Origin of the sequence: Acinetobacter portensis (genome assembly GCF_009372215.1) — a bacterium.
GTDB lineage: Bacteria > Pseudomonadota > Gammaproteobacteria > Pseudomonadales > Moraxellaceae > Acinetobacter > Acinetobacter portensis.
The window spans coordinates 1-25,378 of record NZ_LWRV01000102.1 but is presented as its reverse complement, the minus strand read 5'-3'; the positions used below and the strand labels follow the sequence as shown (position 1 = coordinate 25,378).

26 protein-coding genes, 6 tRNA genes, 1 other RNA gene and 1 riboswitch are annotated in these 25,378 nt (G+C 37.8%); of the genes, 21 read left to right on the top strand and 12 right to left on the bottom strand.

From position 1 onward, the window contains the following. The first annotated feature begins 204 nt into the window (after positions 1-204). From A6M14_RS12590 to A6M14_RS12580, 3 genes are all read left to right on the top strand, one after another. Complete coding sequence (locus A6M14_RS12590) at positions 205-1,746, top strand: peptide MFS transporter (RefSeq protein ID WP_152875480.1); 1,542 nt, start codon at positions 205-207, stop codon at positions 1,744-1,746. 167 nt (positions 1,747-1,913) lie between these two features. Beyond that, positions 1,914-2,414 (top strand): hypothetical protein, encoded by a 501-nt coding sequence (locus A6M14_RS12585; RefSeq protein ID WP_152875478.1) that lies wholly within the window; start codon positions 1,914-1,916, stop codon positions 2,412-2,414. 330 nt (positions 2,415-2,744) lie between these two features. Continuing rightward, positions 2,745-4,370, top strand: a complete 1,626-nt coding sequence (locus tag A6M14_RS12580; RefSeq protein ID WP_152875477.1) for an NAD+ synthase — start codon at positions 2,745-2,747, stop codon at positions 4,368-4,370. A gap of 126 nt (positions 4,371-4,496) precedes the next feature. Here the strand turns inward: A6M14_RS12580 and A6M14_RS12575 are convergent. Next, positions 4,497-4,573, bottom strand: a tRNA-Met gene (locus A6M14_RS12575). A gap of 154 nt (positions 4,574-4,727) precedes the next feature. On the opposite strand from A6M14_RS12575, the gene A6M14_RS12570 reads away from it, so the two are divergent. After that, positions 4,728-5,168, top strand: coding sequence for a hypothetical protein (locus A6M14_RS12570; protein WP_338325181.1), 441 nt, complete (start codon positions 4,728-4,730; stop codon positions 5,166-5,168). Positions 5,169-5,231: 63 nt separating this feature from the next. Here A6M14_RS12570 and A6M14_RS12565 read toward each other — a convergent pair. From A6M14_RS12565 to coaD, 4 genes are all read right to left on the bottom strand, one after another. Beyond that, positions 5,232-5,308 (bottom strand) — tRNA-Met (locus A6M14_RS12565). Between the two features lie 72 nt (positions 5,309-5,380). After that, positions 5,381-5,758, bottom strand: an RNA gene (gene rnpB / locus A6M14_RS12560) — RNase P RNA component class A. Between the two features lie 26 nt (positions 5,759-5,784). Beyond that, on the bottom strand, positions 5,785-6,048 hold the full coding sequence (locus tag A6M14_RS12555; protein WP_163123077.1) for a YfhL family 4Fe-4S dicluster ferredoxin: 264 nt from the start codon (positions 6,046-6,048) through the stop codon (positions 5,785-5,787). Between the two features lies 1 nt (position 6,049). After that, the gene (coaD, locus tag A6M14_RS12550) at positions 6,050-6,541 is read right to left on the bottom strand and encodes a pantetheine-phosphate adenylyltransferase (protein ID WP_152875475.1); all 492 of its coding nucleotides are present in this window, start codon (positions 6,539-6,541) and stop codon (positions 6,050-6,052) included. A 188-nt stretch (positions 6,542-6,729) separates the two neighbouring features. Here coaD and smpB point away from each other — a divergent pair, with 188 nt between their 5' ends. Next, positions 6,730-7,203, top strand: coding sequence for an SsrA-binding protein SmpB (gene smpB, locus A6M14_RS12545; protein ID WP_152875473.1), 474 nt, complete (start codon positions 6,730-6,732; stop codon positions 7,201-7,203). A 62-nt stretch (positions 7,204-7,265) separates the two neighbouring features. Here smpB and A6M14_RS12540 read toward each other — a convergent pair whose 3' ends face one another. Genes A6M14_RS12540 through rluD form a run of 3 tightly spaced genes read right to left on the bottom strand, consistent with a single transcriptional unit; the run spans position 7,266 to position 9,689 of the window. Beyond that, positions 7,266-7,817: a flavodoxin family protein gene (locus tag A6M14_RS12540; RefSeq protein WP_152875471.1), complete on the bottom strand. Its 552-nt coding sequence runs from the start codon at positions 7,815-7,817 to the stop codon at positions 7,266-7,268. 39 nt (positions 7,818-7,856) lie between these two features. Then, positions 7,857-8,597 carry a peptidoglycan editing factor PgeF gene (pgeF, locus tag A6M14_RS12535; protein ID WP_152875469.1) on the bottom strand — a complete coding sequence of 247 codons (741 nt, stop codon included), beginning with the start codon at positions 8,595-8,597 and terminating at the stop codon, positions 7,857-7,859. A 39-nt stretch (positions 8,598-8,636) separates the two neighbouring features. Beyond that, positions 8,637-9,689, bottom strand: coding sequence for a 23S rRNA pseudouridine(1911/1915/1917) synthase RluD (rluD, locus tag A6M14_RS12530; RefSeq protein WP_152875467.1), 1,053 nt, complete (start codon positions 9,687-9,689; stop codon positions 8,637-8,639). Between the two features lie 71 nt (positions 9,690-9,760). On the opposite strand from rluD, the gene A6M14_RS12525 reads away from it, so the two are divergent. Both A6M14_RS12525 and A6M14_RS12520 read left to right on the top strand, forming a co-directional pair. Continuing rightward, positions 9,761-10,777: an outer membrane protein assembly factor BamD gene (locus A6M14_RS12525; RefSeq protein WP_152875465.1), complete on the top strand. Its 1,017-nt coding sequence runs from the start codon at positions 9,761-9,763 to the stop codon at positions 10,775-10,777. 204 nt (positions 10,778-10,981) lie between these two features. After that, positions 10,982-12,871, top strand: a complete 1,890-nt coding sequence (locus A6M14_RS12520; protein ID WP_152875463.1) for a DNA primase — start codon at positions 10,982-10,984, stop codon at positions 12,869-12,871. A gap of 31 nt (positions 12,872-12,902) precedes the next feature. Here the strand turns inward: A6M14_RS12520 and hemA are convergent, their stop codons facing one another. Then, a complete protein-coding gene (hemA, locus tag A6M14_RS12515; protein WP_152875462.1) occupies positions 12,903-14,186 on the bottom strand; it encodes a glutamyl-tRNA reductase in 1,284 nt (427 codons plus the stop codon). A gap of 76 nt (positions 14,187-14,262) precedes the next feature. Between hemA and A6M14_RS12510 the strand changes: the two genes are divergently transcribed. The 12 genes from A6M14_RS12510 (at position 14,263) to ribB (ending at position 21,537) form a co-directional block, all read left to right on the top strand. Beyond that, positions 14,263-15,975 (top strand): tetratricopeptide repeat protein, encoded by a 1,713-nt coding sequence (locus tag A6M14_RS12510; protein ID WP_188110912.1) that lies wholly within the window; start codon positions 14,263-14,265, stop codon positions 15,973-15,975. Between the two features lie 7 nt (positions 15,976-15,982). Beyond that, the gene (lolB, locus tag A6M14_RS12505; protein WP_152875460.1) at positions 15,983-16,561 is read left to right on the top strand and encodes a lipoprotein insertase outer membrane protein LolB; all 579 of its coding nucleotides are present in this window, start codon (positions 15,983-15,985) and stop codon (positions 16,559-16,561) included. A gap of 12 nt (positions 16,562-16,573) precedes the next feature. Continuing rightward, positions 16,574-17,401: a 4-(cytidine 5'-diphospho)-2-C-methyl-D-erythritol kinase gene (gene ispE / locus A6M14_RS12500; RefSeq protein ID WP_152875485.1), complete on the top strand. Its 828-nt coding sequence runs from the start codon at positions 16,574-16,576 to the stop codon at positions 17,399-17,401. A gap of 1 nt (position 17,402) precedes the next feature. Further along, positions 17,403-17,477 (top strand) — tRNA-Gln (locus A6M14_RS12495). A gap of 29 nt (positions 17,478-17,506) precedes the next feature. Next, positions 17,507-17,581: transfer RNA gene (locus tag A6M14_RS12490), tRNA-Gln, on the top strand. Between the two features lie 19 nt (positions 17,582-17,600). Beyond that, a tRNA-Gln gene (locus A6M14_RS12485) sits at positions 17,601-17,675 on the top strand. A 91-nt stretch (positions 17,676-17,766) separates the two neighbouring features. Next, positions 17,767-17,841, top strand: a tRNA-Gln gene (locus tag A6M14_RS12480). Positions 17,842-17,877: 36 nt separating this feature from the next. Next, positions 17,878-18,831 (top strand): ribose-phosphate pyrophosphokinase, encoded by a 954-nt coding sequence (locus A6M14_RS12475; protein ID WP_152875459.1) that lies wholly within the window; start codon positions 17,878-17,880, stop codon positions 18,829-18,831. Between the two features lie 99 nt (positions 18,832-18,930). Continuing rightward, positions 18,931-19,227: a 50S ribosomal protein L25 gene (gene rplY / locus A6M14_RS12470; RefSeq protein WP_152875458.1), complete on the top strand. Its 297-nt coding sequence runs from the start codon at positions 18,931-18,933 to the stop codon at positions 19,225-19,227. Between the two features lie 19 nt (positions 19,228-19,246). Beyond that, complete coding sequence (gene pth, locus A6M14_RS12465; protein ID WP_188110911.1) at positions 19,247-19,828, top strand: aminoacyl-tRNA hydrolase; 582 nt, start codon at positions 19,247-19,249, stop codon at positions 19,826-19,828. A 139-nt stretch (positions 19,829-19,967) separates the two neighbouring features. Beyond that, positions 19,968-20,348 carry an aspartate 1-decarboxylase gene (gene panD / locus A6M14_RS12460; protein ID WP_152875456.1) on the top strand — a complete coding sequence of 127 codons (381 nt, stop codon included), beginning with the start codon at positions 19,968-19,970 and terminating at the stop codon, positions 20,346-20,348. 248 nt (positions 20,349-20,596) lie between these two features. Beyond that, a riboswitch (FMN riboswitch) is annotated at positions 20,597-20,754 on the top strand. Between the two features lie 123 nt (positions 20,755-20,877). Further along, positions 20,878-21,537 (top strand): 3,4-dihydroxy-2-butanone-4-phosphate synthase, encoded by a 660-nt coding sequence (ribB, locus tag A6M14_RS12455; RefSeq protein WP_152875454.1) that lies wholly within the window; start codon positions 20,878-20,880, stop codon positions 21,535-21,537. A gap of 17 nt (positions 21,538-21,554) precedes the next feature. Here the strand turns inward: ribB and A6M14_RS12450 are convergent, their stop codons facing one another. Next, on the bottom strand, positions 21,555-22,109 hold the full coding sequence (locus tag A6M14_RS12450) for an HPP family protein (protein ID WP_152875452.1): 555 nt from the start codon (positions 22,107-22,109) through the stop codon (positions 21,555-21,557). An 87-nt stretch (positions 22,110-22,196) separates the two neighbouring features. On the opposite strand from A6M14_RS12450, the gene A6M14_RS12445 reads away from it, so the two are divergent. After that, positions 22,197-22,766, top strand: a complete 570-nt coding sequence (locus A6M14_RS12445) for a TetR/AcrR family transcriptional regulator (protein ID WP_152875450.1) — start codon at positions 22,197-22,199, stop codon at positions 22,764-22,766. Here A6M14_RS12445 and A6M14_RS12440 read toward each other — a convergent pair. Next, on the bottom strand, positions 22,739-23,350 hold the full coding sequence (locus A6M14_RS12440; protein WP_188110910.1) for a LysE family transporter: 612 nt from the start codon (positions 23,348-23,350) through the stop codon (positions 22,739-22,741). The genes A6M14_RS12445 and A6M14_RS12440 overlap by 28 nt on opposite strands. 47 nt (positions 23,351-23,397) lie before the next feature. Beyond that, entirely contained in the window at positions 23,398-23,886 is a 489-nt protein-coding gene (locus tag A6M14_RS12435; protein ID WP_152875448.1) for a DUF1289 domain-containing protein, read from the bottom strand. Between the two features lie 170 nt (positions 23,887-24,056). Between A6M14_RS12435 and trhO the strand changes: the two genes are divergently transcribed. Next, positions 24,057-24,989, top strand: coding sequence for an oxygen-dependent tRNA uridine(34) hydroxylase TrhO (gene trhO / locus A6M14_RS12430; RefSeq protein ID WP_152875446.1), 933 nt, complete (start codon positions 24,057-24,059; stop codon positions 24,987-24,989). Positions 24,990-25,378 lie beyond the last annotated feature (389 nt).

The following is a 25,378-nucleotide window of genomic DNA, read 5'->3' as shown; positions in this document are numbered from 1 at the left end:
TTAATTGATGACACGCCCTAAAACACAATTTATGCTTTTATGGCACTTACTTTAAAGTCAAATAAATCCACTTAAATAAAACATAAAAATAATAATTTAAATCAAATAAACATCAATTCATTACCATTCAGCATCATTCTGTACATAAAAAAGCCCATATATTCAATATTAAAACTTAATTCAATAATTAAAAATGGAATTTTTATGCAAAATGATTTGAATAAAGCCGACCAAGCCTTTTATGGACACCCTAAGCCTTTAAGCGGTTTGTTTTTTACCGAATTATGGGAACGTTTTTCTTATTATGGCATTCGCCCATTACTTATTCTTTACATGTCTGCCATGGTCATCAATGGAGGCTTAGGTTTAGACCGACCTACCGCAGCTGCAATTGTGGGCTTATTTGCAGGTTCTATGTACCTAATGACCGTATTTGGTGGTTGGGTTGCAGATAACTGGCTTGGACAAGCACGTTCCGTTTGGTACGGTTCTATTATTATTGCGCTCGGTCATCTTTCAATTGCTTTAACTGCAATTTTTGGGCATTTCTTTTTCTATTTTGGACTTGTACTTATTGTTTTAGGCTCAGGCTTATTCAAAACCTGTATTTCCGTGATTGTAGGTACACTCTATTCAGCTCAAGACTCAAGACGTGATGCAGGCTTTTCCATTTTTTATATGGGAATTAATTTAGGTTCTTTTGTAGCTCCTCTTTTAACAGGCTTACTCATTAAAGATAATGGATGGCACTTAGGTTTTGGTGTTGGCGGCATTGGAATGTTGATTGCCTTACTTATTTTCCGTTTTATTTCTGTTCCACAACTCATGAAGTTTAATGAAATGCGTGGCATTGAAAACACATGGAATAAAGCAACCCATTACAATTCTAAAGCACCTAAAATTGTGTTGGGATTTTTGGCAATATGCGCTGTCATTATTGCACTTGTAACCGTTGGTACTATCACGATCAATCCAGTTCTACTTGTTACATATTTAACCATTTTTATTTGTTTGGCTATTGTTCTGTACTTCGCTTATTTACTCCTTTTTTCTAAAACAAATGCCAAAGAGAAAAAACAACTCATCATCTGCTTTATTCTGCTCATTGTTGCTGCTTTGTTCTGGTCTGCTTTTGAACAAAAACCAACCTCTTTTAATTTATTTGCTCAAGATTTTACTTACCGCTATGTCTTTGGCTTTGAAATTCCAACGGTTTGGTTTCAATCTATTAACGCCTTATTTATTATCATTTTCGCACCAATTGCAGCATGGCTTTGGGTAAAACTAGGCAAGTCAAATAAAGATCCTAGCTATATTTCAAAATTCATTATTGCCTTGGTTTTAGCTGCAGCAGGCTTTGCTGTCATGGTATTTGCAACACAATCTGTAATTTCTAGTGGCGGCGCTTTAGTTTCACCATTATGGCTTGTATCAACACTTTTATTACTTACGCTTGGCGAGCTATGCCTCAGCCCTGTTGGCCTTTCAACCATGACCAAATTAGCACCTACCGTTATTCGCGGACAAGTCATGGGTTTATGGTTTACGGCTTCTGCACTAGGTAATTTAATGGCGGGTTTAATTGGTGGTCACGTATCTCAAGACTCACTTCATGATTTACCTACCCTATTTATGCGCTGTGTGATTGCCCTCATAATTGCCGCAGTTGTTCTATTCTTACTAAAAAAACCAATCCTTAAACTTATTTCAGATTGTGATGACACGCCAAAAACAACTGAAATATAAAGATGAAAAGCATAATTTTTAAATTGATATCTAAAAAGTAAAGACCAAAAAGTAAAAAAGACCAAGCTATTATGCTTGGTCTTTTTTATATCTAATTTTAACTGGTATGACTTGATGTTTTTTTTGAAGCTCTTATAGTTAAAAGTTCTCTGTATATATGTAGTCCCATGAATTTTCCTATAAAACTTATCCCCTTGCTCATTCGTATATTTAAATTAGAGCAATTTAAATATCGTATTTTAACTATTGGGGAAATTGCGCTTTGCAAAACAGTTTTTGGTGATTTAATCGATTACGAACAAGTTAAAATTACCAATCAGCCTTATCTTCCTTGGCAATCCGCACATGTCTTAATGGCACCTAGCGGTTATATTCAAACCCGTGATGCAACATATTCCAATGATTATTCAAAAGAAAACTTAAGCTATCAAGCCGTTTTTATTCACGAAATGACGCACATTCTGCAATATCAAAAAAATATTAATGTCGTTTTAAAAGGTGCCATTTTACAAACTGCTTTTTTCCTCAGCTTTAAACAATACAATCCATATAAATATCAATTTATTCAAGGCAAATCTTTTTGGGACTATAATATTGAACAACAAGGCGATATTGCTCGTGATATTTTCCTCAAACGAATAGCCAATATTATTCTAAATCCATCATAGTTTTCTTCTCAAACAAGCAAGCTTCTAAAGCATTCATGACGAACTTATAAAATAGAATAAAATACGGTTGAATGATTCACATAAAAATTAGCAAAAAATAAACAACTTATAGATGAATAAACATCATTAAAGCCTAGTATCTCAGCCAATTTAATATAAAATGATAGAGCGCTGTTTTCACACTGCTAAATTTAATACTTTTCAGTGAAACAATTATGGTTTTTGCCTTGTGGCAGTTTTTTTAGCATCAAACACATCAAACCGAAACAAAATATAAAAAGTATCAATTGGTTAAATGTGTTTCCCCTATAGGAATAGGATTAAATTTAAATGAAATCTTTTAAAATTGCCTTAGCTCAGTTCTCTCCGGAAGTTGGCAACATTGACGCTAATGTTCAGAAAATGATTGAACAAGTAAATGAAGCGAAAAAACAAAATGCTGAATTAATCGTTTTTCCAGAACTTTCTACTATTGGCTACCCAGCTGAAGATCTCATACTACGCCCTAGTCTAACAAAACGTAGTGAAAATGCATTTAAAGCATTAAGCAAAGTAAAAGATATTGTGATGGTTTTCGGTTTTGTAAATCAAACTGAAGATGGTCAACGATATAACGCTGCTGCCGTAATGAAAGATGGACAAATTCTAGGAATTTACAACAAACAAAACCTACCAAATTATGGTGTTTTTGATGAAAAACGTTATTTTAGCGAAGGACATCAACACCTTGTATTTGAATATTTAGGTCATAAGTTTGGCGTATTAATTTGTGAAGATGTTTGGTCACTTCCAACAGTTCAACAACTTGCTCAACTCAATGTTGAAACAGCTTTGGTACTAAATGCATCGCCATATGAAGTGGGTAAACCACAACATCGCGTAGCAACAATGTCTGAACTTGCTAAGCAACTCAACATCAATTTGGTTTATACCAACCAAGTTGGCGGTCAAGATGACTTAATCTTTGATGGTACAAGCTTTGTCGTGAACAATAGCGGTGTTGTTGCACTTCAAGCAGCAACATTCAAAGAAGAACTTCTTATTGCTGAATACGAAGTTGAAAATAAAGCATTTAAACAAGGTCAAATCACACCTGCATTAGATACAATGGCTGAAATTTACCAAAGCCTTGTATTGGCAACGCGTGATTACGTAACACGTTCAGGTTTCCCTGGTGTTATTTTAGGTTTATCTGGTGGTATCGACTCTGCTTTAACACTTGCGATTGCTGTAGATGCAATTGGTGCAGACAAAGTACAAGCTGTGATGATGCCTTATACTTACACAGCACAAATCAGTGTTGAAGATGCCGCAGAACAAGCGAAAAACATGGGTATTACATTTGGTATTGCCGAAATCAACCCAATCATAAATAGCTTCATGCAAACGCTTTTCCCATTCTTTGGCAATAGCCCTGCAGATGCAACAGAAGAGAATCTACAAGCACGTGCTCGCGGCACATTATTGATGGGCTTATCAAACAAATTTGGCAACCTTGTTTTATCGACAGGTAACAAGTCAGAGCTTGCTGTTGGATATTGCACATTGTACGGTGACATGGTTGGTGGTTTTGCCGTTCTTAAAGATGTGTACAAAACGATTGTCTTTGAACTTGCTAAATACCGTAACAGCATTTCAGAAACACCAGTTATTCCTGAACGTGTGATTAGCCGTCCACCTTCTGCTGAATTGCGTCCAGATCAAAAAGATCAAGACTCTTTACCTGCTTATGATGTATTAGATGCCATTCTTTATGCTTATATTGAAGAAGACATGAGCCAAGATGACATTATTGCAAAAGGCTTTGATAAAGCAATTGTAGAAAAAGTCATTAAACTCGTAGACCGTAATGAATACAAGCGTCGTCAAGGTGCAATTGGTCCACGCATTACATCTCGTGCATTTTCACGTGAACGTCGCTACCCAATCGTGAATGGTTGGAAACCTGGAATCTAATTTTTTCCAATTCAAAAAGCCCAAACAAATGTTTGGGCTTTTTTATTAAAAATATTTTTAACTTAATGCTTATTCTAAATTTTAAAGATAAAAAAAGACCACGTTTTGGAACGTGGTCTATAAAAATGGTGGCTATGACGAGACTTGAACTTGTGACCCCCGCATTATGAGTGCGGTGCTCTAACCAACTGAGCTACATAGCCTTAAACTGTGGACGCATTATCTAGATTTCAACAACCATCGTCAAGCACTTAAAACACTAAATGTTCAGACTTTATACGAAATAATACTTTTTTATTCATTTTTAATTTAATTTAACTTTCATTGGCTAAAAAACGAGATTATGGTACTAAATATGTGATTCAAAATTATTCTCAAAATATGAAGCTTTACCAAATATCGAGTATCAGTATTGCTATTCTAAGCTTAACAGCATGTTCAATCATTTCTCCTTTGGTCGTGAACTACAATGGCGTTAGACGTGATGTTGCCACAGCAATTAATCAAAATAGTTTGCTAACTATTTCGAGCAGACAAGTGCTCGTTGCTTATGCCAAAGAACAGCAAAAAATTCTCAGTTCACAATATCAAAGTAACGATCAACAACAACTTTTAGCAAAAGAAAGAGCTATAGGCACTTATTGCTCACAGCAAAAAGTATCTACTAAAAAATTAAATTGGGTCGATTCAAAAATCTTCGCATTGCCAGAACAGCAAGAAAAATTAAAGTACAACCAAGCCTTACAAAGCAATATAAACTTAGATACAACCCAAATAGATTGCACCAATAAATTTTAGATTTATTAAAAACACAAAATTTAGATAAAAAAAGACCACGTTTTGGAACGTGGTCTATAAAAATGGTGGCTATGACGAGACTTGAACTTGTGACCCCCGCATTATGAGTGCGGTGCTCTAACCAACTGAGCTACATAGCCTTAAACTGTGCGCGCATTATCTGCTTATATGACATGCGCGTCAAGCACTAACCGTGCTATTTGTACAAAATTTAGTGAAGTGAGCCGATAAGCCGGGTTCTGTCGTGAACGATCATTCCTCTAGGCGCACAATCACTCATGCGCTCAAGCGACCTACCCGAATCCAGCATGGGCCATGCCTAATGGATTCCTATTTGGTCTTGCTTCCGGTGGGGTTTACCTCGCCATGAACTGTTACCAGCCATGCGGTGCGCTCTTACCGCACCCTTTCACCCTTACCTTCGATTCTAATTGCTTAGAAACATAATGAAGGCGGTCTTCTCTCTGCTGCACTTGCCGTCGGTTTACACCGCCCAGGCGTTACCTGGCACCTTGCCCTATGAAGCCCGGACTTTCCTCCCCTGCTTCAATCACGGAGATTTCCACAGCAGCGATCGTCTGGCTCACTTCGAGGCGCATATTAACAAATATACGAACTAATTGCTTGATGTTTTTTGATCAGTTAGTTTTTCATACTTAGCTTGAAGTTCTTCACGTGTTTCAGCATGATTTGGATCTAGCGGAATACAATCGACCGGACAGAATAACTGACATTGTGGTTTATCATGATGACCTACGCATTCAGTACATAAATCTGGGTGGATTTCATAAATGATCTCCCCCATAAATATGGCATCATTTGGGCACACAGGCTCACATACGTCACAATTGATGCATTCATCCGTTATATATAAAGACACACTACCAACCTTGTTTATGCTTGCGTTCGAAAGCTTCTACCACAGCATGTGGCACAAACTGCGTTACATCACCTTTTAAGCGAGCAATCTCACGCACTAATGTCGATGAAATAAATGAATATTGTTCAGATGGTGTTAAAAAAACGGCTTCAAATTGAGAATCTAAACGTCGATTCATATTTGCCAACTGAAATTCATATTCAAAGTCAGAAACAGCGCGCAAACCACGCAATACAGCCGTTGCTTTTTGCTCACGGAAAAAATTCACGAGCAAACCATCAAAACCAATAAATTCAACATTTGGCAAATGCTTTAAAGACTCACGCGCCAATGCTACACGTTCTTCCAGAGTAAATACTGGGTTTTTATGATGACCAATTGCAATTGCCACAACCACTTCATCAAACATTTTAGCTGCTCGAGAAACTAAGTCGATATGACCATTGGTAATTGGATCAAAAGTCCCTGGATAAATTACGCGAGTTTTAGACATCCATTTTGCTCTGTTTCAATGACAGATGGCTATTTTATCAAAAAGTAATTTTTTAGGTGAATAAACCTGTTATTTTTATGAAATATCTTAAATAAACACTTTAAATTCCTTGAGTACCTTTACATTTTTCAATTGTCTTTAAGCCTCTGTTTGAGGCACAATAGACATAAGTTTGGAAGTAATTGATTATGGCGAAGGTAGAAGTTAAAAAAAATTCGAGTGGAACAATTGCGTTAAACAAACGCGCCCGCCACGATTATTTTATTGAAGAAAAATTTGAAGCAGGTCTTTCATTACAAGGCTGGGAAGTTAAGTCTATGCGCGCAGGTCGCATGACTATTGTAGAAAGCTATATCACCTTCAAAAATGGTGAGGCTTTCTTGTTTGGTGCACAAGTACAACCTCTGCTTAGTGCTTCAACTCACGTGGTACCTGAAGCAACGCGTACACGCAAACTATTGCTGAACCGTCGTGAAATTGAAAAGCTCATGGGTGCGATTAACCAAAAAGGTTATTCATGTGTTCCATTGGCGTGTTATTGGAAAGGTCCAAATGCAAAACTTGAAATTGCACTTGTAAAAGGTAAGCAACTTCATGACAAACGCGCCACTGAAAAAGACCGCGATTGGCAACGTGATAAAGCACGTATCTTCCACAAATAAAGATTCATAAAAAAACCTCCACTTAGGAGGTTTTTTTATTTTGACCGATTTTCAGAAAAGTTTTAATTTAAACGCAAAGTTTGTGAAGCTATATGTTTTCCAAACCAAATTGCGGTGTCTAAATCGCCTTTTGGTGGTGTGATATCTACAGATGCATTATCAGATTGCGTCATCAAACCTAAAAAGCTCGACATACGATTTACATCTTCCACACTGCGCCCTGTTGCCATTAAAGGCAAACCTGACCAAAGCATGCCATGTTGCATCGCAAATAAATTGATTTGCTGCAACACAGCCAATTTATCGCCACTTAAACCACCACCATTGGTAAACGCTGCGGCAAGTTTTCCTTGCCAAGTACGTGCTAACCAACGCTTCGATGATTGTTCCATGAATACTTTCATTGCAGCACTAATACTACCCATGTAGGTCGGACAACCAAAAATTATGGCATCTGCTGTATCAAGCACATCCCAATCAATTTGTTCCACATTCATTAATGAAACTTGAACACCTGCTTGCTGCGCACCTTGTTCAATATGACGAGCAACTTTAGCTGTGTGTCCATAAGGACTGTGATAAACAATAGCGAGAGATTTAGAAGATACGGACATATCGATCAAAGCAAAAAATTTGAAGAAAGTTTAGCATTTTCATTGGATAAAGACGAATGTTGTCATACGCCCTGTTTTCGCTTCACGGCGATATGAAAAATATTCCTCTACTTGCGTATAAGAACATTGATCACCACCTAGTACGGTATCAATTCCATGTTGATTTAAAATATAACGTGCTATCGCGTATAAATCTGCATGGAATTTTCCATCGACTTTTCCTGCAATAAATGCACTTTCTAAAACTGGATACTTCGTACAAAAAGCCTCTTTTACTTCCGCACCAATTTCAAAACAAGGTTGGCTAATGGCAGCCCCTAACCAAGCCCAAGTAGGTTTGGTTTGCATAGTCGCAATGGTATTTTCGACAATACCATTTGCTAAACCACGCCAACCTGCATGTAAATTTGCAACTTCAGAACCTTCAGCATTACCCAAAACTACAGGTAAACAATCTGCTGTCATCATCATAAGTACATGAGATTTAGATTGTGTGACCAATCCATCCCCCACCAAAGCATCAAAAGTCATTTGATCATTGACCGTATGACAAATAGTGCTATGGGTTTGCGTCATCCAAGTCATTTTATTGACACCAAATTCAGCAAAGTCTTCAAGCAACGTCATACGATGCTGCTGAACGCGATGAGCTTGGTCATTGACATGCAATGCAACATTAAAACCTGCCAATTCAGGCTGTTCAGCGCTTAATGTTTTTTCATGATGCACCCTTGTCTGCCCCACAAAAACACCTTGCGGTAAGCCTTGAACAAATTGCATGTCAATATCCTTATAAAATCGTCAACAAAATATAAATGATTAATACGCTTTGTTTTCAGTACGAAGTACTTCAACCAACTGTGTGAAATCTTCAGGCCATGGCGCATCAAACATCATGTCTTCACCTGTTTTAGGGTGCACCAAGCCTAATTTAGCAGCATGCAATGCTTGGCGTTTAAAGCCACGCAAAGTATCAGCCAAAAGCTCAGATGAACCTGCTGGTAAACGCACACGCGGCATATAAACCTGATCACCAATTAGACCGTAGCCAATATAGCTAAAATGCACACGAATTTGGTGCGTACGACCTGTTTCTAAACGGGCTTGTACGCGCGTAAAATGCTGGAACCGCTCTTTTACGTTGTAATGTGTAACAGCATCTTTACCACCAGGTAATACCGTCATTTTTACACGGTCTACAGGGTGACGTTTGATTGGTTCGTCAATTGTACCGCCAGCGATGATATTGCCATAAACAATAACGTCATAAATTCGATATACCGATTTTTTCGCCAATTGCTTGGTTAAAGAGAATTGTGCTTCAAGGTTTTTTGCAATAACCAACAAGCCGCTTGTGTCTTTATCGATACGATGGACTAAACCTGCACGTGCAAGTTCAGAAGATTTTGGATAATGATGAAGTAATGCATTCACCAAAGTACCTGTTGAATTACCCGCACCAGGATGAACAACCATTCCAACTGGTTTATTAATAACCAAAATATCGTCATCTTCATAAACAATATTCAATGGAATATCTTCTGGCAGGCTTCTTGTCTGTGCTTCAAGCTCTACATTTAATGTTAAAAGCTCATCACCTTCGCACTTGTACTTTGGCTTAACACTGTTACCATTAACCAATAAATGACCATCTTTCAGCCATTGTTTAAGTCTTTCTCTGGAATAATCGTTCCAAATCAAGGCTGCAACTTGGTCGATACGTTGCCCCAAATAGCTTTCATCCAGTTGAAATTGCAACGATAAACGTGTTGCAGTTAAGTCCGAAGTATGGTTATCTGCTTCCACAGAATCATCAAATATATGGAAATCAGTTTCAGGGGTATTCGAGTTGGAAGATTGTGCTTGGCTCATTTGATCATTCAGAAAAAAGTGGTTTAATTGTGCAATTGTAGCTCATTGCCCGGAATAACAGAGGAATTTTTATGTCGCTACCACATTATAAAATTACAATGCTTGCTTTAGCGATTGGTATTACTACGTCAATCGTGGGTTGTAGCAGTAATCCAAAAAAAGAAGTGGTCGATACAGGTCCGCAGTCTAGCGAACAAATTTATATTCAAAAAGCAGAAAAAGCACTTGAACGTGGTCAATATTCAGACGCTTCAAAACATTTAGAAGCGATCGAAACTTATTACCCAACAGGTGAATATGCTCAACAAGCTCAACTTGAGCTTTTATATGCAAAATTTCAGCAAAAAGATTATGAAGGTGCGCTTGCACTCGCCGATCGTTTTATCCGTATGAATCCTCAACATCCTAATGTTGACTATGCTTACTATGTTCGTGGTGTGGCGAATATGGAGCAAAATTACGATGGTCTTATTCGTTTTACTTCGCTTAAACAATCTCATCGTGATGTAAGTTATTTAAAAGTGGCTTATCAAAACTTTGTAGATTTCATTCGTCGCTATCCTTCTAGCACTTATGCTGTAGATGCAGCGCAGCGTATGAAGTTCATTAGTAATGAACTAGCAGAATCTGAAATGAATGCTGCTCGCTTTAATGAAAAACGTAAAGCTTGGGTTGCATCTATTGAACGCGCACAGTGGGTTGTAGAACATTATCCAAATGCACCTCAAGTTCCTGAAGCTTTAGCCATGATGTCTAATGGTTATACACAACTAGGTGATCAACAGCTTGCTAAACAATATGCAGATGTTCTAAAGATCAACTCACCTAAACTTGTAAAAGCTGATGGCACAGTCAATATGCGTGCTGCACGTAATCAAGGTAGCTTATTAAACCGTGCAACTTTAGGTTTATTTGGTCGTGAAGCAACAACTTCAACAGAAACTGAAGTGCAAGCACCTCAAGATGAAAACAAACCGAGTTTGTTAAACCGTGCAAGTTTCGGCTTATTGGGTCGCCCTGATACACGTAAAACACCTGAAGGTTATACACCTGCAGGTGAAAGCTTATACGACGGTCAACGTAAATAAGCACCAATAAGCATCGCAATTTCAGCAAGGGCAAGTTATCATACTTGCCCTTTTGCTTTTGCATGTTTTAAAACTTTAAGCATGATTAAAAGCTAGACAAACTAAACATCAGTAGCTAAATTGTGATTATAGATTAAGCACATACTGAAATATTCGTATCGACACAAAACCAATTTAGACCGACATAGAAACGATAGAAGACTTATGGCAATTCCTCAGCACACGATAGATCAAATTTTAGATCGTACAGATATTGTCGATTTAATTGGTCAACGTGTGAAATTAAAAAAGTCAGGTCGTACATATTCGGGTTGTTGTCCCTTCCATCAGGAAAAATCACCATCGTTTCATGTTTATCGCGATAAACAGTATTTCCACTGTTTTGGTTGCCAAGCCAATGGTAATGCCATTCGTTTTTTAATGGATATCGACGGTCGTAATTTTGTTGATGTCATGAAGGATTTATCTAGCCAAACAGGAATTGAACTTCCGAAGGACAATCAAGAATCTAAAAAAATTCTCTATAAACGAGAAGCAAAAAAAACAGTTGAAACACCAACGGTATCTACAGAAAAATCAATCTCAACGGCTGAAAATAATGTACCCATTGCATTTGATCCATTTGAAGAATATCAAGTACCAAACGACCCATTTTCAGGTTTTGAACAATTCCAAGTTGAAGATGAAGCACCTGCTCAAGATGGTAATCTTTTCGACTTATTAGAAAATATTGCACAGTTTTACGAAAGCCAATTACCCAATAGCCAATCTGCACAGCAATATTTTAAAAAACGTGGCTTAACTGAGAAAACCATTCAATTTTGGCGTTTAGGTTATGCACCTGAAGATTGGCAACATTTAGAAAAAGCTTTTCCTCAAGATATTGAAGGTTTAAAGCTTTTAGGACTGATTCGCACAAGCGATAGCGGACGTGATTTCGACCTATTACGTGATCGTGTCATTTTCCCGATTCGTGATACAAAAGGTCGTGTCGTAGGTTTTGGTGGTCGTGCGCTCAATGATGAAATAAAGCCCAAATACATCAACTCACCAGATTCTGAAGTTTTCCATAAAAACCAACTTTTATACGGTTTATATGAAGGACGCAAAGAAAAAGCGCAAGATTACTTAATGGTTGAAGGCTACATGGATGTCATTGCTTTACAGCAATATGGTATTTATGGTGCGGTAGCAACTTTAGGTACAGCAAGTAATACAGAACATTTAAATATTCTGTTTAAGCAAAATAATCGTATTACTATTGCTTTTGATGGTGATGCTGCGGGACAAAAAGCAGCACGTCGTACATTAGAAATTGCTTTACCATTATTGAATGATGGTCGTGAACTGAAATTTTTTGTTTTACCCAATGACCATGACCCAGACTCACTGATCAGACGTGAAGGTGTTGAGAACTTCAAACGCCTGCTTGAACACGCACCACTGATGTCTGAGTTTATCTTTAGTCTTTTATCTCGAAATCATCATGTCACAACACCTGAAGGTAAAAGTCAGGTGATGGCGGAGCTAAAACAACTTACTGAACTCTTACCTAAAGTGGGTTCGTATCGCTATTTATTGCAACAATATTTCCGTGAAAAATTAGGCTTTAACCGAAAATGGCAACCACAAGTTAATAATGATGCAGCACTGAGTTTCAGTACGAAAATTGATGCTGAAGAATATGTTGCCGCAATTTTAATGAATCACCCCTATTTATATATTCATTTTGAACCCTTACGTGCACTTATTCCGCAAGATCAATTGCTGTATAAAATACTCAATATCTTCAATATTATTTTTGATGAATTACCCGATGATGCAGAACAAGCGAAATATTATGTGATTGGTGCATGTGCAAACCATCATTTTGAATTACAACGTATTTTGCAACAAGCCAATGTTAGTGATTACACAACATCACCTGAACAAGTCGACAAGCTTGCAGCCGATTTTTCAACAAAATTACAACACCAATATTTACAGCAAAAAATTCGCTCGAAGAAATTCACAAGCATTGCCGAAATGAAAAATTTAAAACATCAAATTTATATGATTGATAAAAAAAGATCGCTTACTCTCATTGATGAGTAAACGATCTTCTTCTGTTTAATTTTATGATGTTTTAAGCTTTCGGTTTACGTCTTTTCGCAATCACATCATCTAAACTATTTTGTAATAATTCCAAACACTCTGGATCTTCTGCTTTTGCCGCTTCCTTCATGAAAACAGAGGTTGGATGTAATAGTTTTTGCGTTAAGCGATGTGAAAACTCTTGTAAAACCTGTTCAGCACTGTCACCTTTTTCTAAACGCTGCATTGCGAATTTAAGCTCTTCTTGTCTTAATACCTCACCATGCTCACGATAAAGCTGAATTGCCCCACCAGCACCCTTAACTTTTTGCTGAGTGATTAATTCTGTTGCAAGCTGATTCACCATCACTTCAGCTTCAACCGCAGCTTGTCTGCGCTGTGCTAAGTTTTCCTCAATCACGCTTTGTAGGTCATCTACACCATACAAATAAACACCATCAAGCGTTTCAACTTTAGCATCAATATCGCGAGGTACAGCTAAATCAACCAATAACATTTGTTGGTAGCGACGCTTTTTAAGTGCAGCCTTAACATCGGCAAAATGAATAACTTGATGCAAACTTCCTGTACAGCTTGAAATCACATCTGCTCGATGTAAATTTTCTGCAAGCTGATCAAACTCAATAATTTCCACTTGTACACGATGTGCAATTTCTTGTGCCAAACTTTCAGCTCTTGCTCGCGTACGATTACAGATTAGAACTTTCCCAACCCCTGTTTCAGCTAAATGTTTTGCAACAAGACTATTCATCTCTCCTGCTGCAACCACCATTACCGTTAATTCTTCTGGTTTACTAAAAACTTGTAATGCCAATTGAGCAACAGCATAACCCATTGAAACAGCATGACTTCCCACAGCTGTTTCAGAGCGCACACGTTTTGCTGCATAAAATGCATATTCAAAAATTTGATTAAGTTCAGGAGAAACGGTTGCTGAATCTTTCGCTAAAGATAAAGCTGTTTTTACTTGTCCAAGAATTTGCGGCTCGCCCAACATTAGCGAATCTAGACCACTTGAAACTCGCATTAAATGCGTTATAGCTTGAGTATCTTCATAACGATAGACATGATTTTCAAGTTGTTTTACATCAAGACCGTTTACTTGGGCGAGCCAATCTAGCACCATGTCAACATTCTCTGACATCGCGTAAACTTCTGTACGATTGCACGTAGATACCACCACCATTTCATTTAAATCTTGGTGTTGGCTTTGACTAGAAAGCAAAGTACTTAACTTTTCAGGGTTAAATGCAATTTTTTCACGCAACTCTACAGATGCAGTTTGATGGTTGACACCCAATGCAAAGAAAGACATATCAGATCATCATTCCGCTAAATTTATGCTATTGTGGAGTATTGGTGTCATAAAAACATTACTTGGATTAAGAAAAATTCGTCAAATAAACAGCCGAATAAGCGGCGTAAGAATCAAGCAATATTCTACCACAATCTTACTCATTGGTAGCATGCTCTCTGCTGCACAACTTCATGCAGCTGGAGAAATATACCATGCAAATTCAAATTATAATGCCATAAAACAAAGCATGATTGCTGAATTTGCAATTGCATACCACGACATTCCAACCGCTCTACACAATTATACCGTGCTTGCAATCAAGGGCAATTCCGCGTCAGTCAAGCAACGCGCCTTAAATATTGCGATAGAACAAGAAGACCTAAGCGCAGCACTAGAAATCGCAACGCACTGGGTTTTACAAGAACCTAAAGATGTCCCTGCATTATTTTACTTATCACATATTGCATTAAAATCGCATGAATATGAACTCGCATCGGAAACACTCGATAAAATTTTAAAAATAGATCCAAATGCAGAGTTAGAAGAAATTTTAGCCAGCATTTCACCCGAATCTGTTGCTGATCGTGAATATTTAATTCACGCTCTACAAACAAGTAGCTCGAAGGATAATCCTTCTATTCTTGTTTTAATTGCAGGTCTTGAAGCACAAAATGGTCACTTAGAAGATGCTCTAGACATCATCAATCTTGCTTTACGGAAACGTCCTAAAGCAACAAGTTACATCTTAATGAAAGCCAATTTTTTAAATGCGCTAGGTAATCAAGAAGCGACTTTAGAATGGTATGAAAAATCGAGCAAAAAACACAAAAACAACTATGAAATACACATAGCTGAAGCAAAATATTTAGTTAAACAAAATAAAACGACGCTTGCTTTAGATAAATTAGAAAAAATTATAAAGAAATGGCCAAAGCAAGAAGAAGCGCTATTTATTGCAGGTTTAACCAGTATTGATTTACGCGAATATGAAAAAGCTGAAAAATACTTAGTCGAGTTACGATCATCCAATCAATATCAAAATGAAGCTTATTATTATTTAGCGGTAAATGCGGAACGCAAAGAGCATTTTGAAACGGCCAAAGCCTATTACCGTCTTGTAGACGGCAGCTTATATTCCATCTCACGTCGAAGCATGATCTCTATTTTTGCAAAACAAAATCAATTAACCGATGCACTTCGTTTTTTAACCCAAGAACGCGTAAATTATCCTCAGCAAGCCAGCTTCTTATATCAAGCTCAAGCTGAGATTTTAATCATGATGAATAATAAAAAAGCAGCTTTACGCCTACTAGATGAAGCCATCAAAAACATACCCGATGATCCTGAGCTTATTTATGCTGAAGTTCTATTACTTGATGCTCATGCAGATCGAGAAAAGCTAGACAAGCTCCTCAAAAACCTATTAGAAATTGAGCCTAACAATCCATCTTATCTCAATGCTTATGCCTACACCCTCGCATTGCAAAATCGTTATTTAAAAGAAGCTCGAGAAGTTGCAGAATATGCGACTGAACTTGCACCAGAACAAGCGTCTATTTTAGATACACTTGGATATATTACCTATTTGCAAAATGATTTTGCAGCTTCTGCGAAAGCACTCAAAAAAGCATACGAGCTCAGCAATAGTGTGAAAATTGGTGTTCGCTATGCAAAATCTTTATATATGCAAGGTGAAATTGCTCAATTTGAGAAGGTGTTACAAGAATTACAAGCAAACCACCGAAATGATCCTCAATTGGAATCATTAAATTCTTTACTATTACCGCAACAAATAAAAAAGAGTTAAATCACTTATGGGTACGTTGACCAAAATCAGTCTCAGCCTTATCACCTGTTCAATGTTCTTAACAGGCTGCCAGCAATTTACCCAACCACTTGGCACTGCACCAACACAAATGGTTGAAGCCAATAATCAATTTAACTTACAAGGGAAAATTGGCATTCGCACACCTCAACAATCTGGCAGTGCTTTTTTCCGTTGGGTACAAGAACAGCAAGAGTTTGATATTGAGCTGAGTGGAATGTTGGGAATTGGAAAAACACAAATTTCTGGAAAACCTGGTCAAGTTACCCTAAATAGCGCAAATACGGGCTTAGTCACAGCAAGTACACCCGAGGAGCTACTAGAACAAGCAACAGGTTGGAAAGCACCCATTACGCATTTAGTGAGCTGGATACAAGCACGACCTGCAACAGCCACAGCTAAAATTCAAAAAGATGAAAATAACCGCCCAATTCAATTTATTGAAAATGATTGGACTGTCGATTTAAGTTATAACGATCAAGCCACACTTCCAAATAAACTTATTTTGAAACAGTCGCTTGAATCTGGACAAGAAAATCGTATTACAATGATTATTCAAAACCGTTAATTTCGTATGTCTATGATTCGTGTTGCCTCGCCTGCCAAACTCAACCTTTTTTTGCACATTACTGGTCGTCGTGAAAATGGCTACCATGAATTACAAAGTATTTTTCAGCTTATAGATTTATATGATTGGTTGGAATTCACCAAAACAGAATCGAGTGAAATCCATATTGACGGTTTAAATAGCGTCGATTTACAGCAAAATTTAATTTTCAAAGCCACAGAAATCTTAAAACCTTATGCAAAAAAGCAAACAGGCTTAAATATTTCAATTGAAAAAAATATTCCAATGGGTGCAGGTTTAGGCGGTGGATCATCCAATGCTGCAACAACACTGATTGTGGTCAATCAACTTTGGCAATGTGGTTTAAGCATTGAGCAACTTGCAGATTTAGGTGTCAAATTAGGAGCTGATGTTCCCATTTTTGTTCACGGTTTAAATGCTTGGGCAGAAGGCATTGGCGAACACTTAACATTCATAGACTTAGATCAAAAAAAATTCATTGTGCTTAAACCTGATTGTTTTATCAGCACTCAATTGCTTTTTTCGCAAAAATCATTGACAAGAGACACGAAGCCTACTAAATTTTGCGCCTATCAGTTAACGCCATCCAATTTTGGAAATAATTTTGAGCCCCTGGCAAGAAATTTATATCCTGAAGTGAATGAAGCAATGCAATACTTAGATCAGTTCGGTAAAGCAAAACTTACAGGTACAGGTGCTTGTGTGTTTATTGAGATAACGGAAAAAATGAATATTGATGACATTCTGAAAAATGCGCCATGTAAATCTTACTTGGTTAGCAGTTTGAAAGAGTCACCATTACGTCACTTTGAAGTTTGATAGGGGTATCGCCAAGTGGTAAGGCACCGGGTTTTGATCTCGGCATCCGTTGGTTCGAATCCAGCTACCCCTGCCATTTAATTCACCTGTAAGATGTACTGTATTAGGGGTATCGCCAAGTGGTAAGGCACCGGGTTTTGATCTCGGCATCCGTTGGTTCGAATCCAGCTACCCCTGCCATTTTACAGTCATCAAATTTAGGGGTATCGCCAAGTGGTAAGGCACCGGGTTTTGATCTCGGCATCCGTTGGTTCGAATCCAGCTACCCCTGCCATTTTCTCAAAAAAGACAGAACAAGACTTTACTGCTCAAATGTTAATTAACCTTGACATCGTGCTTTAAAAATATTAAAGTTCTGCCGCATTAGGGGTATCGCCAAGTGGTAAGGCACCGGGTTTTGATCTCGGCATCCGTTGGTTCGAATCCAGCTACCCCTGCCATTTATTCCCATATATTCCAACCGCCAAGGGTGCTTCATGCCCAATCTTGTCGTTTTTAGTGGAACCGCGCATCCACAATTCGCTCAAAAAGTCGTAAGTCACTTACATATTCCTCTAGGCGCTGCCTCTGTAGGTCAGTTTTCTGATGGCGAAATTGCTGTCGAGATTACTGAAAATGTTCGTGGTAAAGACGTATTCTTAGTACAACCTACTTGTGCACCAACTAATGATAACCTTATGGAAATCTTAGTTATGGCTGACGCGTTACGCCGTGCAAGTGCTGGTCGTATTACAGCAGTTATTCCTTACTTTGGTTACGCTCGTCAAGATCGTCGTCCTCGTTCAAGTCGTGTGCCAATTACCGCTAAAGTTGTAGCAGATATGCTTACAACTGTTGGTATTGACCGCGTTGTAATGATCGACCTTCATGCCGACCAAATCCAAGGTTTCTTCGATATCCCTGTAGATAACATCTACGGCACGCCAGCGCTTTTAGCTGACCTTCGCCAACAGTCGCACCACAACCTTATGGTTGTATCGCCTGACGTTGGTGGTGTAGTTCGTGCTCGCGCTGTTGCTAAACAAATGGGTGATATTGATCTTGCGATCATCGACAAACGTCGCCAAAAAGCAAATGAATCACAAGTGATGCATTTAATTGGTGATGTAAGAGATCGTGACTGTGTCATTGTTGATGACATGGTGGATACTGCAGGTACTCTATGTAAAGCTGCTGATGCACTAAAAACTTTTGGTGCTCGCAAAGTAATCGCTTATGCAACTCACCCAGTTTTATCTGGTAAAGCGATTGAAAACTTAAAGAACTCTGTTATTGATGAATTAGTTGTTACAGACACTATTCCTCTTTCAGAAGAAGCTTTAGCTCTTGGTAAGATTCGCCAAGTTTCAGTGGCAAGTATGGTTGCTGAAACAATTCGTCGTATTAACAACGAAGAATCTATTAGCGCAATGTTCGATTCTTATCTATAATAGAACGCTAAATTTTCAAAGCCCTGCTTTTTGCAGGGCTTTCTAGTACTAAATCGGTCGCAGATTTAGTCCAATTAAACTTAAATAGGATGTCTAATCATGGCAAACTTCGTATTAAACGCAGCAGCACGTGAAGAAGCAGTACAAGGGAAAGGTGCGAGCCGCCGCCTTCGTCTTCAAGCTAAAGTTCCAGCTATCATTTACGGTGGCGAAGCAGCTCCTGTTGCAGTTACTTTAGAGCTTCGTCAACTTGTTAAAGCTTTAGAAAACAATGACTTCTTTGAAGAAGTAATTGAAATTAACATCGACGGTACAGTTGAAAGCGTTAAAATCCAAGCTTTACAACGTCACCCAGCTAAAAACACACCTATGCACGCTGACTTCAAACGCGCATAAGTGTTAATGGTATAAATTAGTGTCAAATATTTCACTGATTGTAGGTTTGGGCAACCCAGGTTCTGAGTATGCCCAAACTCGCCATAATGCAGGCTTTTGGTTCGTTGAACGCCTTGCAGAACAATATGGTATTTCACTCAAAACTGATCCTAAATTCTACGGAATTAGCGGTCGTGGTAAAATTGAAGGTCAAGACGTTCGTCTACTTTTACCAACAACCTTTATGAATGCCTCAGGTAAAAGTGTTGTTCCCTTCGCAAAATTCTATCAAGTCGCTCCAGAAGCAATGCTCATTGCACACGATGAACTAGACATGAACCCTGGTATTATTCGCCTAAAAACAGGTGGTGGTCATGGTGGTCATAATGGTTTACGTGATATCGTCCCACACACAGGTCCAAATTTTCATCGTTTACGTATCGGTATTGGTCATCCTGGTTCTAAAGAACGCGTGTCAGGTCATGTATTAAGCAAAGCACCGCGTAGCGAACAAGATTTAATGGATGATGCTCTTGCACATGCTTTATCTCGCATTAAATTGCTAGTAAACGGTGACATACAGCAAGCCATGAATCAAATCAATGCTCATAAACCAAACTGATCATTCTATATTTGTTGAACAATCATGCTTGCCATGCTGCTTTTTTCAGAGCAAAATGCGCTCTCGATGAAAACACCATTCATTCAAAATAACTTGTTCATTCAGACAAAATCTTAGGTCAACTAAGGAGACGCTAGCCATGCTATCTCGTTTATTAAAAGCTAAAATTCACCGTTGCGTCGTTACACAAGCAGAATTACATTATGAAGGTTCTTGTGCAATTGACGGTATTCTTTTGGATTTAGCAGGTATCCGCGAATATGAAGAAATTCATATGTGGAACGTGACGAATGGTAAACGCTTTACCACTTATGCAATTCGTGGTGAAGAAGGCTCAGGCATCATCTCTGTAAATGGTGGCGCTGCACTTCAAGCAGATGTTGGTGATTTAATGATTATCGCAACATTTGGTGATTTTACAGAAGCTGAAGCAGATGCGCACAAACCACGTCTTGTTTATGCAAATCAAAACAATACTGTAAATCACACAGCAAATTGCATTCCTGTACAAGTTGCCTAAATGTTCGCTATGTAAATTAACGACCTAAAAAATAAATTAAGCTCGCAATATGCGGGCTTTTTTATGCCATGTAATTCATTAGACTTTTTTATCACAGCCTTTTCCCCCTGTTTTCATGAAAAAATTTAAAAGATGGCAATTCATTATGAAATAAGTCGATTAATTATGAATTATTTATTCTATAGATAGCACTGATCGTTCTAAAAAAAGCACTCCGCTCTACCTCGAACAGGTCTATAATCATTACACATCGCTTCAGGGCGGGGTGTAATTCCCCACCGGTGGTAAATTAAATATACATTTCATGTATAACTTAATGAGCCCACGAGCCTATTGTAACTTTACAATTCGCAGATTTGGTGAAACTCCAAAGCCGACGGTATAGTCCGGATGAAAGAAGACGACAGCACTTTATTCTTCACTTAATGCATCTTTTATTATTAATGAGATGTGAAGTGAATTCGCTACGAGCCTATTTTCAAACGTCCTGAAATGTTCAATCGTACTTAAAATTTACGCGAGCGTTTCAATGTCTAGTTTAATTCAACCCGAAATTTTCTTTTCTGCCCTTACTCCTGCAGAAGACCGTATTCAACAAGCATTAGAAGATATCCGTCAAGGCAAACCTGTTCTTGTGATGGATGATTTCGACCGTGAAAATGAAGCAGACTTAATTGTTGCTGCCGAAACATTAACTGTAGAAACCATGGCACGCATGATTCGTGATGGCTCAGGTATTGTTTGCCTGTGTTTAACCGATGAATTGGCAGATCATTTAGAACTTCCACCCATGGTTAGCGATAACTCAAGCCAATTCAAAACAGCCTTCACCATTACCATTGAAGCTGCCGAAGGTGTTACCACAGGCGTATCTGCAAAAGATCGCACAACTACCGTAAAAACTGCAATTAAAGATGGCGCTATTGCTAAAGACTTGAATCGTCCAGGGCATGTATTCCCCTTACGTGCACGTAAAGGTGGTGTATTAACCCGTCGTGGTCATACTGAAGGTACTATTGACCTTGCTCGTTTAGCGGGTTTAAAACCATCTGGGGTTTTATGTGAGCTTACCAATCCAGATGGAACAATGGCATCGGGTATTCAAGTATTAGCTTATGCACAAACACATCACTTAACTGTGATTACCATTGAAGAAATTGTGCAGTATCGTTTAAAGCACAACATCTAACTTTCAAAATCCCAATCTTAATCTAGATTGGGATTTTTTTTATCTTGGCTATGCCATAAACCCAAGCCATATAAAGGCCAAGCTTGCTGACTTCGAAAGTTATTAACACAATACGCAATCACCACCAATAAAATTGAACCAAGTAATACAGGGAAAATCAGAAACTCCCAACCGTAGTGAACCGATTGAGCCGTTAATAAAATAACCAAAGGATTCGCACCCGCGGGTGGATGAACACAGCGAAAATATTGCATTAAGCAAATTGAAAAACCCACGGCAATTGCAGTACTAAAAATATTCACACCCAAAAGTTTTAATACCAACAAACCAATGGTTGCCGAAACAAGATGTCCAAAAATAATATTTCGCGGTTGTGCTAATGGAGATTGAGATGCAGCATAAAGTAAAACACAACTTGCACCAAAGGGCGCCATAATCCAAATATGACCTGACCAATGACTCAGTAACATTAAAGCCGTAATGCTCAAACTTGCTCCAATCAAGCTTCTTAACAAATCACCTAGTTTTGGCTTTACAGCTAATTTTTCTTTTCCCTCAAATAAAACTCTCATCCCCACCCTCATTGCATTCATCATATCTGTGCGATAGAATCAAAATAGTACAGATCTGTACTTATTGTAAATAGCATGAGAGTGAATATGTCGAAATCTGCCGATAAAATTTTAAAAACTGCTGAAAATTTATTTAATAAGCATAGTTTTGTTGCTGTTGGCGTCGATTTAATTCGTGATGAATCGGGTTGTTCTAAAACTACGATGTATACCTATTTTAAAAATAAACAACATTTGGTTTATGAAGTTCTCAAAAAACGAGATCAGCGGTTTCGATCATCTTTAGTTGAAGCAACTGCAAATAAAAATGGAATGGATGCTTTAGATGCAATTTACGATTGGCATATACAATGGTTTCAAAGCGATTATTTTAAAGGATGTTTATTTGTACGAGCCGTGGGTGAATCATCACCTGCTGAAAATGAAATTCACCAACTTTCTCAAAATCATAAAACATGGCTATATGATTTTATTTATGCAAAAGCGAAAAAATTGGAACAAGCCAAAGAAATCACCGAACTTTTTCACACCCAAATTGAAGGTTTAATTAGCCGTTTTATGGTCGAAAAATTTAATAAAGATGTTGCGATGAAACAAAAGAAGATGATATTTCAGCTGATTAATTTTCTTCAAATAAATACTGAACAAATACCATAAATAGCAACAATCACCAAAATAAATCCACACAATGCCAATAAGTGCGGATAGATCTGTGACTTCGATAAACGATTAAATCCCAAATACACAAATGAAAGAGTTAGAAAATCTAAGCAAATCCATGAAAGAGTCAAAATAATTAAGCTTAGATTTAAGTCTAAAGTAATACCTACAAACTGCGGAAAAAATGAAGCAAAGAAAATAATATCTTTAGGGTTTGAAATACCTACTAAAAATCCTTGTTTAAACCCACCCTGAGAAGATTCCAAACGCATTTCATTTTCTTGTGTTTGTCTCCCAGTAATTTCCCGAATAATCTGCACACCCAAGTATGCAATATATAAACAACCTGCTATTTTTATAGCATTAAACAAAAACTCATTTACATCTAACAAGCCTTTTAGAATGAATATAGAGAGTGCTATTAAAATTAAAGAAGCTAAATTTGTTCCAAATATGGTTTGTAAAGCTCGTTTATAACCACCTTTTAAGCCCGCGCTTGCAACCAACAACATCACTGGCCCAGGTGTTGCAATCATGACCACAACAGCAAAACAATACAAAAAATACTCAGCCCAATTCACCGCAACTTCCCTTTTTACTTTTCTATATTACAAATAAAAAAGAGAACTTAATTGCTCTCTTCCACATCTTTTAGCAAACTTAAACTCATGACATCTGCTCTTAAAAATGCCATTTCAAAACTGGCTGTCGCCAAAGCCAAAACTCGTCTTTCAAATTCTTGCCAAATCTTTTTCACTTGATGTGATTGAATACCTAAACCACTATCATCTGCAAAGTTTTTATTTTTTTCACAAATTTTTAAAGCGTGATAAAGCTTACGCCCTTTAGATGCATCTTCACGTAAACGCACACGTTTAGACAGTACAAATTGTTCAGCCAATTCAATATTTGCCAAAGGCAACATAGGTACTAAAATTTGATCTAACTGTAAATCTAAACGACGCCACACTGCCGTTTGTTGATCGATTGAATATGTATTCCACTTAATTACTTCATGATTAAAGCGACGGCAACCACGACATACTGAGTCACCAAATACAGTAGAACAACGCCCTGCACAAGGTGTTAATGATGCGATTCGACGATCAGTACTCAAAACTCACTCCAATACAAATATGATAATGATTGAATCAATCTGATTATGCATCATACCTGTTGAATGCAGATTTAAAAACCATAAATACGAATGGGTTTTCTCGCCAATTCCGAGTTTTCGGGTTAGAATACGCCCCTTATTTTTCATCCTACATATATTCGGAGTACTCCATGAACGCTACTGTAGAACAGCTTGCACCTGTAGAACAGCAAGCGACCACTGATTGGGTTGTTGCAGCACTTTATCAATTCAAAGAAGTTCAAGATCCAGCCGATCTTCAACAACGACTTTTAGACTTGGTAAAAACAATCAATCTTTGCGGTACTCTTATTGTTGCAGGCGAAGGTATTAACGGCACTGTTGCTGGTGATCGTCAATCTATTGATACCATTCATCAATTTCTTTTGAATGAAGGTTTTACTACAATGGAATACAAAGAGTCTCACAGCTCTGATAAACCATTCCGTAAAATGAAAATTAAACTTAAACAAGAAATTGTGACTTTAGGTGTTGAAGTTAAACCACGTGACTTAGTTGGTCACTACTTAGACCCTAAAGAATGGAATGAGTTAATTGCTCGTGATGATGTAATTCTTATCGACACGCGTAATGACTACGAATATAAAGCAGGTACATTTAAAGGTGCCGTAGATCCAAAAACTGAAACATTCCGCGAATTTCCTGAGTACGTAAAACAAAACCTTGAGCAGCACAAAGACAAGAAAATTGCGATGTTCTGCACTGGCGGTATCCGCTGTGAGAAATCAACATCTTTGCTTCTTCAAGAAGGTTTTAACGAGGTTTATCACCTTAAGGGCGGCGTTTTAAAATACTTAGAAGAAACCCCTGCTGAAGAAAGCTTATGGGAAGGTGAATGCTTCGTGTTTGATGGTCGTACTGCCGTTACTCACGGTATGGAAGAAGGTGCAAACATTAAGTGTCATGCTTGCGGATGGCCTCTTCTTCCTGAAGAAGTTGAACTTCCTAGCTACGAGCATGGTGTTTCATGCAAACACTGTATCGAGAAAACATCAGAAAAACAAAAAGAAGGCTTCCGTATGCGCCAATCGCAAATTACAGCCGCAAAACGCAAACGTCTTTAATATTTAATCAAAAAAAGGGTCATAATTTTGACCCTTTTTTTACAACTTAACAATTCACGTACAAAGACAAATATTTCTACTTTAAATTTCCCCTCAGATGTAAGTCACGTATCACTCTATTTTTTTCTCTTAATATTCAGCAAGCTAACCTAAAAACAACAAATTATACTTTTAGATAACAAATATGTGCTGCAATGCCACAAATCTCCAATATTTCCGTTCCTATAGTTTGTTAATTTGGCTTTAACGTACATTTATTAATCAATCAAATCTCTTAGAAAAATTAAAATAGGTGCTAAACATGTCAAATTTAATTAAAGATACATCCACCAATATCACGCATGTACATTACGCGTATTCAGATTTTCATCTAGGGCGTGTCATCAATT